This is a genomic window from Acinetobacter sp. NS-4, from assembly GCF_037402435.1.
GTDB lineage: Bacteria > Pseudomonadota > Gammaproteobacteria > Pseudomonadales > Moraxellaceae > Acinetobacter.
Genome location: NZ_JBBEUE010000003.1, coordinates 150,550 through 163,934, shown reverse-complemented (window position 1 = coordinate 163,934; position 13,385 = coordinate 150,550). Strand labels below are relative to the sequence as shown.

Annotated in this window: 11 protein-coding genes; 7 read left to right on the top strand and 4 right to left on the bottom strand. The window is 42.4% G+C overall.

Features of this window, described 5'->3' with window-relative positions:
• The first annotated feature begins 38 nt into the window (after nucleotides 1-38).
• The 3 genes from WAE57_RS03635 (at nucleotide 39) to dnaX (ending at nucleotide 4,106) form a co-directional block, all read left to right on the top strand.
• Nucleotides 39-1,304 (top strand): serine hydrolase domain-containing protein, encoded by a 1,266-nt coding sequence (locus WAE57_RS03635; RefSeq protein ID WP_337708323.1) that lies wholly within the window; start codon nucleotides 39-41, stop codon nucleotides 1,302-1,304.
• Between the two features lie 76 nt (nucleotides 1,305-1,380).
• A complete protein-coding gene (locus WAE57_RS03630) occupies nucleotides 1,381-1,830 on the top strand; it encodes a copper resistance protein NlpE N-terminal domain-containing protein (protein WP_337708321.1) in 450 nt (149 codons plus the stop codon).
• 134 nt (nucleotides 1,831-1,964) lie between these two features.
• On the top strand, nucleotides 1,965-4,106 hold the full coding sequence (dnaX, locus tag WAE57_RS03625; RefSeq protein ID WP_337708319.1) for a DNA polymerase III subunit gamma/tau: 2,142 nt from the start codon (nucleotides 1,965-1,967) through the stop codon (nucleotides 4,104-4,106).
• 2 nt (nucleotides 4,107-4,108) lie between these two features.
• Here dnaX and WAE57_RS03620 read toward each other — a convergent pair whose 3' ends face one another.
• Both WAE57_RS03620 and WAE57_RS03615 read right to left on the bottom strand, forming a co-directional pair.
• Complete coding sequence (locus WAE57_RS03620; protein WP_337708317.1) at nucleotides 4,109-4,546, bottom strand: thioesterase family protein; 438 nt, start codon at nucleotides 4,544-4,546, stop codon at nucleotides 4,109-4,111.
• Nucleotides 4,547-4,729: 183 nt separating this feature from the next.
• Nucleotides 4,730-5,890, bottom strand: coding sequence for an iron-containing alcohol dehydrogenase (locus tag WAE57_RS03615; protein WP_337708315.1), 1,161 nt, complete (start codon nucleotides 5,888-5,890; stop codon nucleotides 4,730-4,732).
• Between the two features lie 116 nt (nucleotides 5,891-6,006).
• Here WAE57_RS03615 and WAE57_RS03610 point away from each other — a divergent pair, with 116 nt between their 5' ends.
• Genes WAE57_RS03610 through WAE57_RS03595 form a run of 4 tightly spaced genes read left to right on the top strand, consistent with a single transcriptional unit; the run spans nucleotide 6,007 to nucleotide 9,768 of the window.
• Nucleotides 6,007-6,543, top strand: coding sequence for a low molecular weight protein-tyrosine-phosphatase (locus WAE57_RS03610; protein ID WP_337708313.1), 537 nt, complete (start codon nucleotides 6,007-6,009; stop codon nucleotides 6,541-6,543).
• 12 nt (nucleotides 6,544-6,555) lie between these two features.
• Nucleotides 6,556-7,590: a UDP-N-acetylmuramate dehydrogenase gene (gene murB / locus WAE57_RS03605; RefSeq protein WP_337708311.1), complete on the top strand. Its 1,035-nt coding sequence runs from the start codon at nucleotides 6,556-6,558 to the stop codon at nucleotides 7,588-7,590.
• A 7-nt stretch (nucleotides 7,591-7,597) separates the two neighbouring features.
• On the top strand, nucleotides 7,598-8,725 hold the full coding sequence (locus WAE57_RS03600; protein WP_337708308.1) for a YdcF family protein: 1,128 nt from the start codon (nucleotides 7,598-7,600) through the stop codon (nucleotides 8,723-8,725).
• On the top strand, nucleotides 8,725-9,768 hold the full coding sequence (locus tag WAE57_RS03595; protein WP_337708306.1) for an alpha/beta hydrolase: 1,044 nt from the start codon (nucleotides 8,725-8,727) through the stop codon (nucleotides 9,766-9,768). Before WAE57_RS03600 ends, WAE57_RS03595 begins: the two co-directional genes overlap by 1 nt.
• Nucleotides 9,769-9,854: 86 nt before the next feature.
• Here WAE57_RS03595 and WAE57_RS03590 read toward each other — a convergent pair whose 3' ends face one another.
• Complete coding sequence (locus tag WAE57_RS03590) at nucleotides 9,855-11,525, bottom strand: FMN-binding glutamate synthase family protein (protein ID WP_337708304.1); 1,671 nt, start codon at nucleotides 11,523-11,525, stop codon at nucleotides 9,855-9,857.
• Nucleotides 11,526-12,078: 553 nt separating this feature from the next.
• On the bottom strand, nucleotides 12,079-13,080 hold the full coding sequence (locus WAE57_RS03585) for a WYL domain-containing protein (protein ID WP_337708302.1): 1,002 nt from the start codon (nucleotides 13,078-13,080) through the stop codon (nucleotides 12,079-12,081).
• Between the last annotated feature and the right edge of the window lie 305 nt (nucleotides 13,081-13,385).

Below are 13,385 nucleotides of genomic sequence, written 5' to 3'. Positions count from 1 at the left end.
TTTAAGCTCATGGAAAATAGAGTTCTAGGGATGGAATGATGCAGCAACTAAAAGATTATCTTTTTGCGAATACTGCGAATTATCAAGGTCATGTCGATGAAAGATTTATAGACCTTGCCAGACAGTTCAGCCGGATGCAGGATGCACGGACGAATTTAGGTGGTGCAGCTCTGGTGATTTATTTTCAGGGTCAAAAAGTCGTTGATATCTGGACCGGGAAAAAGTCTGAAACTGAAAGCTGGCAGGCAGATACCCTGTCTTTATGCTATTCCACTGGGAAAGGGGTTTTATCTACCTTAGCGCATATTTTAGTTAGTGAAGGTTTTCTTGATTATGACATACCTGTTACACAGTATTGGCCTGAATTTGCCCAACAGGGTAAAGATAAAATTACCTTAAGGCATATGTTGAGTCATCAAAGCGGTTTATATGATATTCGCAATCTTATTGCTGATGCCTCGGAAATGGCAGACTGGCCACATATGCTTGCTGTTATGGCACAGGCCAAACCACGTTTTGCAGTGGCTACAGATGCAGCATATCAGCCCTTAACCTTTGGCTGGCAAGTGGGCGGGTTATTGGAAAAAGCCACCGGTAAAACACTGACAGAACTGATGCAACAATATTTGGTTGTACCATTACAATTAGATGCTGCCTATTTTGGCGTACCGAAGGAAAAACTGGCTGAAGTTGCCCGGATTATTCCTCAGCAAAAAATTTCAAAAAATGAATTTCAAAATCCCAAGCCTAAAGTAAAAGTTGCACAGGCACGCAAAGCATCCCCATTCGATAAATTATTGGAGTTATCCGGCCAAGAACCTCAAGACTTTCAGGATGCGATGATTCCAAAAGGAATGAAAAATTTCAGCTTTTTTAGTGATGCAGGACTACAGGCCAGCATTCCTGCGGCAACAGGGGTGTTTAGTGCCAATAGCCTGGCTCGAATTTATGCCATGCTCGCCAGGGGTGGGAAGTGGCAAGGGCAGCAGTTGATACGCCCTGAAATCTTTAAACAATTAAGTCAAATTCAATACACCCGGCGTGACCGGATTATGCCGTTACCCATGCATTGGCGGTTGGGGTATCACCGGATTTTAACTTTAGGCAAATCATCCTCAGGGTTTGGGCATATGGGCTTTAATGGCTCTGGCGCATGGTGTGACCCTGAAAGGGGTTTAAGTTTCGCTTATACCCATAACTTTGCCACCACTTCCATCACTGGGGATTATCGACTGTGGGGCTTGACCCAGGAGACGCTACGCTGCGCGGATCGGGTCTTGGCAGGGCGTAAGGGCTGGTTTTAATTTGCAACATGTTGCTGAGGAAAATAACGGGAAAATATGCTACTTTGCCTGCGATTTTAGCTGCTGTTGATATTTCATGAAAAATGTCGTGTTAATTCCTTTATTGGCAAGTGCTGCATTATTGGGATGTCAGGATGCCAACCAATCGAATACGCAAGGCAAGGCATCTATAGAATCGCAAAAGCAACTGGCAGCGTGGGCAGGAGAATATGAGGGTACAACGCCGTGCATGGGCTGTTTATCCCGTTGCGAAGATTGTCCGGGCATGGCAGTCACTTTAGCCCTGCATGAAGATCAAACCTATACCTTAACCCGTGAAAGTTTAAGTGGTCATAGTGAAGTCGAAACATTGAAAGGTAAGCTGCGTTTTACAGATGAATCAAAGCAAAGAATTGAGCTGATCAATGTGGCAACGCGTAATTTACTCTATGTGAATTTAGATGAAAAAGTCCTTGAAATTCGTGAAGATCAAAGCGGTAAAAGCTACCAGATGCAAAGTGATTTTATTTTGGGAAAACTGAGCTAATTTTAGTGAATGTATAAATAGAAATTTCGTCTTCGTTTTGGTGGAATACAGGATTTTTATTGTTCATAGCTCCGCCATTTATTTCACTATTTTATAAAAAAACAGTATGCTTAGACCTGTAAAAAGGAGCATACATGTATCAAGTACTTGCACGAAAATACCGTCCACGTAATTTCAATGAATTGGTGGGGCAAAACCATGTGTCACGTGCACTGACGAGTGCCTTGGAACGTGGTCGGTTACATCATGCGTATTTGTTTACCGGGACGCGCGGGGTAGGTAAAACCACCATTGCCCGTATTTTGGCGAAATGTCTGAACTGTGAAACTGGCGTGACCTCAACGCCTTGCGAAGTCTGTGCAACCTGTAAGGCGGTGAATGAAGGCCGTTTTATCGATTTAATCGAAATTGATGCGGCATCACGTACTAAAGTAGAAGATACACGTGAATTGTTAGATAATGTTCCCTATGCACCTACTCAAGGTCGGTTTAAGGTTTATCTGATCGATGAAGTGCATATGCTATCGACGCATTCATTCAATGCCTTACTAAAAACATTAGAAGAACCACCTGAACATGTAAAATTCCTTTTTGCTACAACCGATCCACAAAAATTACCGATTACCGTTATTTCACGCTGCCTGCAATTTACCTTGCGTCCACTTGCCGTGGATGAAATTACTACACATTTGACGGATATTCTGGAAAAAGAACAGATTCAGGCAGAACAGGATGCCATTTGGCAAATTGCCGAATCGGCTCAGGGTTCATTGCGTGATGCACTGTCTTTAACCGATCAGGCGATTGCTTATGGTCAGGGTGAAATTCAGCATCAAGATGTCAAAGAGATGCTGGGCCTGATTGACCGCACCATCATTTATGATTTAATTCTGGCGATTCATCAGAACCAGAAAGCCCGTGTCAGTGAATTACTCATGCAATTCCGCCAGCAGGCGCTGGATGTGTCACTGGTTCTGGATCAGTTGATTTCGACCCTGCATGAGCTGGCATTATTGCAGTATCTGCCTGAGCTGAGCTTGAAATATAGTGCTGAAATCAATCAAAAGATTATACGGTTGTCGCAACGCATTTCAGCACAAGATTTACAGTTGTACTATCAGGTGGCCTGTAAAGGCCGTGCTGACCTGCAACTGGCGGTCACACAAGAACAGGGCTTTGAAATGTGCGTATTGCGCTTATTGGCGTTCCGTCCATTGCAGCCCAATGAAATTCCTGTATCACAAACACCAGTCGTTACGCAGAACATTCATCCAGTTGTGCAACAGCCGGTTGATTCAGAGATGTTGCAGCATCAATCACCGCAAAAGGTAGCTGTAGAGCCGATCACATCTGTTGAATCAGCACCTGCATATGATGATTTTGATGAGTCTCAATATGATGACGATCCATTTAATGAAGTTGCAGTTCAATCTGTTTTCGTAGATGAACTCAGTTCGGATGATTTCCTGGAACCCGAAACAGTAGAAGCTGAAGCGCTATCTATACTGTCAGATACACAAATTAATCCGGCTCAAGCACAGTCGGAAAAAATTGTCTTCGATCCATCCAGTGACGATGCATTATTTGGCTTTGATGATGAGCCAGAAGCTGTGAGTACTACAGCTGATGAAAGCAGTAGTGATGATTTCTTGTTTGATGAAATAGCACCTTTAGTAACAGAGAAAACAACGCCTGTCAAAGCTCCAGCGGAAGTTCAGGCACAGGCTCAACATTCTGTAGAAGAGGCAGCACAAGATTCATTATTTGATTTGGCTCCTGCAGCAATTCCTCATGTCGAAATGAATACAGTAAAAGTGGTTCATAACGAAGCAGCTGCTGATACGACTGACTCGCCATTAATGCCACAGGATATTCTACGATTAAAGCCTCAAGTCCTTGAAGGCGAGTGGACAGTGGATAAATGGGAGTATTGGTTCCGTAATAGTGAATTATCTCCAGCAGTTCAAGAACTTGCTCAACAAGGAGTAATGACCGGACAAATTAACGGTGATTCAACCTTCCATATTCCAAAACAATATGAAGCATTGTTGACTCAGTTGCAGCATGCCTTGGAGCAGGCATTAAAAACGCAGTGGTCTGGTACCCATTTTCAAGTTCATTATGCAGATGTAGAAACCACCACGCCGTATAGTATGCAAAGTGAACGTAAAGAAAAAGCCTATGCACGCGCGGCAGAGCTACTTCATGCAGAACCTGCGGTTAAAGAGATTCTGCAAAATTTTGAGGGTAAAATTCAGAATATCCAGCTCAAATAAGTTTATTCATTCACGCTATATTGATACAGGACATCCCGCATTTTAATTGGAATTGGGGTGCTTTTTCGTGTTTGGCGGTCTACAAACACATGCACAAAATGCCCCTGCGCAGCAGCGACATCATGAAACTGTTTAAAGATTGCTAAATCGTATTGTACTGATGAATTACCCAGTTTAGAAATCGCCACACCCACCTCAATAATTTCAGGATAGGAAAGTTCCTGAAAAAAGCTGCATGCTGAATCGACCACCAAGCCAATGACTGGAGAATAGCGAATATCAAAGTCTGCCTTTTCAATTAGCAGGGCATTGGCAGCGGTATCAAAATAACTGTAATAAGTCACATTGTTGACATGACCATAAATATCGTTATCCGACCATCGGGTTTGAATGGGCAGGAAGAAGGGAAAATCGGCACGATGTTTGGGTATTTGTTTCATTTAATTTTATTGTTTGGGGGTATGAGCATTTAGTTGTACTGCGAAAAATAAATCAATGCAACTGGGTTAAAACTAAGGATATTCATCGCAAGAATAATACCCTTAGTTTTTTGATTTTGAATCTGACTTTGAGATGACACTACAAAAACAGGTCAGCCTTAGTGTCAATAAAAGATTGAATCCTTATCCATAAATAGCCTGATAGATCTGTTGTGCATCCTGCTGAGACAATTCACGCGGATTATTTTGTAAAAGACGGGTTTGTAACATCGCATCATTTGCCAATTGCTCAAACATATTTTCAGGAATATTCAGTGCTTGGAGTTTTAAAACCAAACCACTTTTATCTAAATGATTCTGCATATGATCAATAAATAAATCACACAAACCGTCGGTACTGCCAGTACTTTTGGGATCTAGCCAGCACATCAGTTCAGCATAGAGCTGCTTTGCATTCGGCGCATTGAATTTTAAAACCTCAGTCAACACCAGGGCATTGCTATGGCCATGTGAAATATGGAAATGTCCACCTAAGGGATAAGCTAGAGCATGGACAGCTGCGACTGGTGCATTGGCAAAGGCCTGGCCGGCCAGCATGGAACCTACCAGCATATTCTGCCGTGCTTCTAAATTACTGCCATCTGCCAGAACCAGACTTAGGTTTTTATTGAGTAATCTTAAAGCCTGCTTGGCTAACATGTCGGCATAAGGATTTTTTTTGATTTTGGATGTGTAGGACTCAATGGCATGTACCATCGCATCGATGCCGGTTGCAGCCGTAATATGGGCAGGCAAGTTTTGAGTAAAGCTTGCATCCAAAATGGCGACATCAGCAAATAAAACTGGCGAGACAATGCCAGTTTTGGTGGTTTCGCCAGTGGTGACAATAGAAATGGGAGTGACTTCGGAACCTGTACCTGCCGTGGTTGGAACTAAAAATAACGGTAATCGTGGATTTTTAGCATTATTGATACCGTATAAATCTTTTAACGTTTGCTGCTGCTCAGGATGCGCCAGAACAGCAATCACTTTGGCGACATCTAGGGAACTTCCGCCACCGAAACCTAAAACAATGTCCACTTTTTCATTCTTGGCAAATTGAACAGCATCTAACACAATGTGTTCAGGCGGGTCAGCCTGAACGTTTGAATAAATCGCATAGGGCAGTCGAATGCTGTGCAAAATTTCAATAATTGGCAAATGCAGTTGCTGTTGAATCATGCCTGCATCGGTGACCAGCAACAGTTTTTTATAAGCGTGTTGTTGAAGCAGTTGCTTTAACTCATAGATCGAGCCGAGCCCTGAAATAATATTCGAGACGGTCTGAAATTGAAAATGGCTCATCTATTGCATCCTTTTTTATATCAAATTCAAGATTATTGTTTTAGTGTTCTATAGGATTCATCCTGTAAATAACTTAACATAAGACACCTGAAAATAAAGCGGTTATCGAGGTTGTTATGTCATCCCAAACGCCCTATAAGGTGTTATGTGTATGTTTAGGAAATATTTGTCGCTCTCCCACGGCAGAAGTGGTTCTTAGACATTATTGTGATAAACAGCAACTTAATATTGTGATCGACTCAGCCGGTACCAGTAATTACCATCCCGGAAAAGCACCGGATTTGCGTAGCCAGAAGTATGCCTTAAAGCGCGGCTATGATTTGTCAACTTTGCGTGCGCGTCAGTTAATCATTCAAGATTTCATTGCTTTTGATTTGATTCTGGCGATGGATCATGAAAATTTGTTCAATATTCAAGTACTTTTAACACAAGCACAGGCAGAATACGGTGGCAGCCAAATTCGGGCAAAAATTGCATTGATGAGTGAATACGATCAAACTTATTTGAAACAGGCTTTGCCGGATCCCTACTATGGTGGGAAGGAGGGTTTTGAGCGTGTATTAAATCAGTGTGAATCGAGCAGTTTGGCGTGGATCAGTGTTTTTAAACAGCAATTTCAACAACAGTTCAAACAACAGATCGATGTGAAATAAAGGTTTAAGCACATGAATATTCAAACACAAATTCAACTTAAGCCTTTTAATACCTTAAGTCTTGATGCAACAGCATCACATTATGTCAAGGTTCAGTCCACAGCTGAATTGGTGGATACCTTAAATTATGCCCAGCAACAACAGCTAAATGTTTTGATTTTGTCGGGTGGCAGCAACATGCTATTGCCGGAACGGATTCACGCGTTGGTCATCCATATGGACATTCAAGGCATTGAAGATATTGCTGAAGATGATTACAGCAAAACCATTCGTGTTGGCGCTGGACAAGTCTGGCATGACTTCGTGTTATGGACGACAGAGAATCATTTATATGGCCTGCAAAATCTGGCGCTGATTCCTGGCCTGGTGGGGGCATCTCCAGTACAGAATATTGGTGCCTATGGTGTGGAAGCGGGCGAGTTTATTGAATCGGTTCAGGTTTATGACCGCCAGATGGAACAGTTCAACACCATCCTGGCTCAAGATTGTGATTTTTCCTATCGGCATAGTATTTTTAAAGACGATCCAAAGCGCTTTGTGATTACTCATGTGACTTTTAGGTTACTTAAGCATGCGAATCTAATGTTGAATTATGGCGATCTCAAGCAAGCGGTGGGTGATGAACAAACCGCTGAAAACCTGCAAAAGCAAGTGATTCAAATACGTCAAACTAAGCTGCCAGATCCCAAAGAATATCCAAATGTGGGAAGTTTCTTTAAAAATCCGATCATTTCGGAACAATTATTTGACCATTTAGCACAAACATTTCCGAATTTGCCCCATTATCCTCAGGCTAACGGTGGCGTTAAAATTGCAGCAGGTTGGTTGATTGATCAATCGGGCTGGAAAGGCAAGAAATTGGGTGTGGTCGGCATGTTTCATAAGCAGGCCCTAGTACTGGTGAATTATGATCAGGCTAATCTGGCGGATGTTCAAGCCACTTACCATGCTGTACAACATGATGTGCAGCAAAAATTTGATATTTTGTTAGAACCTGAACCAGTACTGTTTGATGAAAGCGGTTTAATTCGTTCACACATGGAATAAGAGAAAGATGGCGAAATCACATTGGATGGTTCGACTGGTACAAACAGCTTCAGTGCTATTTGTATTGTTTGGCTGTTTCATGGTTTTGATTTATTCGCCATTTTATTCAGGCTGGGTGGTGAAAGCCCTGAATAGTTTTGTGCCTGTTGAGGTCAATCAGGTAGCTGCGAAAAGCCAGCAAATGGCGGCATTAAGCGAGCATGACAGTTTGGAGCCAGGCTCCAAGTTATGGATTGCCCGTCAAGCCTATTTAAAGTTGATGGAAGAAGCGATTCAAAGCCATAACTCTCAGGATTTGACTGTGATTCAGGCACGCTATAAAGCCTTGCAGCAAATGATTGAGGATGAGCAACAGCAAGAAAATGATGATCAGGAAAAACCACAGATTCCACTCATTGCAAAACCCGCATCTGAAGCAGTTGAGTCAGAAGATCCCGCTCAAGCGGTGAAAGATTTATTGGACTTGAACAGTACGGAAAATAAAGCATTGATGGAGAAATACGTAGAATTTCTTCGTACGCATAAAATTGAACAGGAACAAGTCGCTCAAGAACCTGTTGATGAAACCATTTATCAAGATATTGCATTAATTCATGAACAGAATGAACAACCTCAGCTGCAAAGTTCAAAACCTTATGCCATTGTGGTATTAGGAGGTGGACTGACACTGGATGAAAATGGCAAAGATATCGTGGTAAATGATTACACCCGTCTACGTTTGGAGACGACTTTGGCCACAGAAAAACAATATCAACTCCCGATTGTACTCAGCGGCGTGGAAGCCCCATATATGCAGCGCTGGTTGAAAGAACATGATGTGGATGCCAAATTGCTGGAAGACCGCAGCATGAATACCTGTGAAAATTCGCGGTTTAGCTCATTGTTACTGCAAAAAAAGGGTGGAGCACCGCGAGTGATTCTAATTACCGACCGTTATCATATGCCGCGTACCCGTCGTTTATTTGCATTAAATGGTATTGAAACTGTACCGGTAGAGGCGCCAATGCCTACACGTCTGACAAACTGGCGTCCAAGTGAACGAAATTATGATCATAGTCGCCGTGCCAATTATGAAATGCTAGCCACGATTCGCGATGTCTGGTTTGGTTCCAGTGATTGCCGAGAGGTACCTTAATGCCCGATATCCCATTTTTAAATCCGACGATTTTAAAACAGCTGGATTTACCCGTTCCAAGTCGTGAAACCACACCGCAATTACTTGAAGCTTTAAATCTGAATAAACCGTATCAACCTTCCGTAGAGATACAGGCTTACCGTAAATTATATGGTTTGCATTTACTAGATTGTGAACATTGGCAAGGCTATGTGCAAATGCCTTTGTTTAAACTGCATGTACAGGTATTTCAGCCGAATTTGGAAAAAATTGCCTTGCCGAAAATACGCGGCACGGTATTTTTACTGCACGGCTATCTGGAACATAGCGGAATTTACCAGCCAATTATTCGCGAATTGCTGGAACAGGGTTTTAGCGTCATTACCTATGATTTGCCTGGTCATGGTCTGAGTGATGGTTCGCCGGCAAATATCAAGAATTTTGACCATTATCAGCAGGTCTTACACGCTGTTTATCACTACATTAAAAATGCGGATCAATTACCTAAACCCTGGTTGGGCATTGGGCAGAGTACCGGTGGTGCCATCTGGATGCATCATTTGCTGGAATTTGCCCAGCGTCGTGAAAATCCGTATGTGGACCGTGTGTTATTGCTTTCACCACTGCTTCGACCAGCCAAGTCGGCATGGTGGCATAATTCGGTGGGTTTGGGTATTATCCGACGCATTAAACGTCAGGTACCACGGCATTTTAGACGCAATAACCACAACCCGGAATTTCTGCGTTTTGTCCGTTTAAAAGATCCATTACAGCCGCGTATGATGGGAATGGACTGGATTTTAGCCATGTCGAAATGGATGCAGGAAATGGAAGCACGTCCTGCTTGCCGCATTCCAGTCTGGCTGGCACAAGGTGCACAGGATCAGACTGTAGACTGGCGTTATAACATTGAGTTTATTCGTCGCAAGTTCCGCTTGCAGACCTTATTGATGCTGGAAGAAGGTTCACATCAGTTGATTAATGAACGTGCTGATATTCGTGCCGCCTTAACCGGTTTGATTCCTGCTTTTTTACATGCTCAAAGCTCGTCTGGTTATTATTGATTTTCTTTGCATTACTACATAAAAGAGGCTCATATGGCTTCTTTGTTTATTTTTTTAATGAGTTTCACTGTGAATTTGAGCCATGATTAAAATCTATCTGCATGGGCTAAATTCCAGATCCGATAATAGAAGTTTTCGGTATCTTCAGCTTTGCAGTTGAGTAATTCACCTTCTTTTAGCCAGAAGTGTAACTGGGCATAGTTCTTGATTTCCCGGTCATTAATGCGCTGGGCTAAATGATGTGGCTTGATATCCGCTGGATGTTTTAAGCCTGCGACTGCAATCATTTCGGATAAGGCACGCAGGGTATTTTTTTGAAAATTCAAAACACGCACTGCCTTGCTGGGAACATGCAGGGCTTTTTGCCGTTCCTGGTCCTGAGTGGTAACACCTACCGGGCATTGGTTGGTATGACAACTTTGCGCCTGAATACAGCCTACGGCAAACATAAAGCCACGTGCCGAATTCACCCAGTCTGCGCCAATCGCCATGGTGCTGGAAATATCAAAAGCACTGATAATTTTGCCGCTTGCTCCTATCTTGATTTGATCTCTTAAGCCTGCACCGACCAGGGTGTTATGTACAAACAGTAAACCTTCTCGTAAAGGTGTACCTACGTGGTCAATCAATTCAATCGGGGCAGCACCACTACCACCTTCAGAGCCATCTACTACAATAAAGTCCGGCACAATTTGAGTTTCAAGCATGGCTTTCACAATACTCATAAATTGCCAGGGCTGACCAATACAGAGTTTAAAGCCCACCGGTTTACCGCCAGACAGTTCACGCAGTTGCTGGATGAAATGCATCATTTCAATGGGGGTGCTAAATGTAGAGTGCTGGGCCGGAGAAACACAATCATGTTCGCGGCTCACTCCGCGTATCTGGGCAATCTCTTCTGAAATTTTGCTTTTAGGCAAAATTCCGCCATGACCGGGTTTTGCGCCTTGAGACAGCTTGATTTCTATCATCTTGATTTGCGGTAATCGGGCTTGGCGGGAAAATTTTTCCGGATCGAACTGACCCTCCAGCGTGCGGCAGCCAAAGTAGGCGCTGCCGAGTTCCCAGACAATATCTCCGCCATTTTCCAGATGATAAGGACTGATACTGCCTTCACCGGTATCATGGTAAAAATTGCCCATTTTCGCCCCCAGATTCAATGCTCGAATGGCGTTGGCACTCAGGCTGCCAAAACTTAGGGCTGAGATATTCATAATGGAGGCGCTATAGGGCTGCCGACACTGATGATTGCCGATTTGAATACGGAAGCTTTCAGGATCGGCAGGTTTGCATGGCGTAATGGAATGGGTGATAAAACGGTAATCTTGCTGGTAGACATTGATAAGTGAACCAAAAGGTTTATCGGCATTTTTATTCTTTGCACGTTGATAAACCAGACTGCGTTGCATCCGTGAAAATGGCAGGGCATCCTGATCGTCTTCAATAAAATATTGCCGGATTTCAGGACGAAACTCTTCAAAAATAAAGCGAAAATGTCCAATGATGGGATAATTTTTCAGGATTGAATGTTGATTTTGCAAGATATCATATACGCCAACAAGCGTCAGGATGCCTGAGATCAGCCATAAAGAATTCAGAAAGGGATCTGAAAGAAAATAATGAATAGATTGAGGTTCATAGATAATTCGAAACCAGCTAATGGTTAAGGTAATAAAAATACAGCTAAACCAGACTGAGTATCGTGAGAAAAAAGTATTTAAAAGTCTATGTCTGACGGCTTGGGCTGGAACGGGCATTTTCATGTTTTCCATCGAATTCTGCATAACATGAATCTGCCTATTTTATATACACTTCACAAGTTCTGATTTGTAAAATCTAGATGTATAAGTGATGGATCGGCAGCCTTAAAGATAAGTATGGGCTGTACAAGTTTCACTTAAAATAAAGTCAGGATTGGCTATGTACAGTATATTAACAAGGGGAAATAGAGATTCAGAATAAATGCTTAATAAATATTCAGATTAACGTTTCTGATCTTGTGATTTCTCAATCGTTAGATTATGGACTACATTGGTTTTACGTTAGCAACAGAGGTAATGCATATGACGATGAAATCAATTCGATATAACACGGGAGATTTAGCGTGCTAAAGCACAATATTTGCTACTCCACAAATGAAATCAGACGCCATCAAGCTTTGTATCGGGGTGAGAAAATAAAGCTTGATGTTCTTGAAGCCCACAGTACGACAATAAAAATAGATCCAAACAGAAATATCCTATAGTCCCAATCATTGGGACTTTTTTTATTTAATTGATTCTTGTTAGAGGTATTTTTATTTCACTAATCTTATTCATTAGCAATTTGATGCACAGCATTGGAAACTTCAACGGGTTCAATATGCTGAATTTTATTGCCAAAACTTCTTAACCACCATACCAACTGTGAAGTGAAGGGTACAGTTGCAGTGACTTGTGCTAAGCCATGATCCAGTTTGTTTATGACCTGGTCTGTACTGAGCTGGCTTTCATCAAAATAATGTGCATCTTCTTCTGTCATGATCAGTTTTAACGCTACATTTTCAGTCGGCTTGTTATAGTCGACTCTAAAGCCTAAGGCACCGGATTCAATATAGGCATCAATATCAAAGTTAACCGGGTGCATCGCGCGTGAATTCAATACGATAGCCGATTTGAAACGGTGCAGGGCAAAGGTTTGAATGTCAGTTTTATCATGACGGGTACAGATTAAATAAATAATTGCACCTTTTTGTACCAATGCCAGCGGATTTAAAATATAAGTTTTTTCTTCTCCCGAATGGCTGCGTCCCTGATAAACGCATTCAAGCTGTTTGTCTTGCAACAAACCTTCATAAATAGACTGCTGCGCCAGTTTATCGACCACAGGCGGAATCAATGGTTGAGTCGCTGGAACAATGCGCACCCGGTTAATCCATTGGCGGACATTGTTTTGGGTCGACAAGCTGCGGCGTGCCAGATCAAACCAGGGATTCATCTCTTCAATCAGGCTAGGAGGTAACAGGTGTTTTAGATGTTCTTCGACCATCATAAAGGTAACTGCCTGCGAGCTGGTCATATGCGGCAAGCTTTGAATAGGCGCATCTGAACGCCAGCGCCAGCCCTGCGGCACAGTTTTACTGCTTTCAATCGGAAAACGTAACGAGATCTGATTTAAATCACGTTGAATGGTACGTAGGCTGATATCAATCCCTTCACGTTGCAAAATTTCCTGTAATTCACGGGTGCCCATCCATTTCCCGGTAGAAAGACGAGATAAAATTTGCCACTGACGATACAGGCTATTTGAAGTTTCTTTTTCTTGTGAAGACATAACTAAAATTAAAGATCGAGTAGAGTGTTTATATAACCATTAAATGATGAACACAATAAAAAAACTGAATTTTTTTTCGCAGGCATTTGCGCCTGAAAGCTTGCATGTTTTGATATGAGCAAGAACAAAGCACGGCTTTGTTTGCAGCGCAAGGCACAGCTGGGGACTAGGATATTTTTTGACGCTACGTCGTTGTGAACTACGCATTTAGAATAACTAAATTTTTCAGTTCACGCCTCGTATCGCCTAAAAAATACGCGTAGTCGCAAACATAGAAGAATTACCAACAGACCCTAAAACGCAAG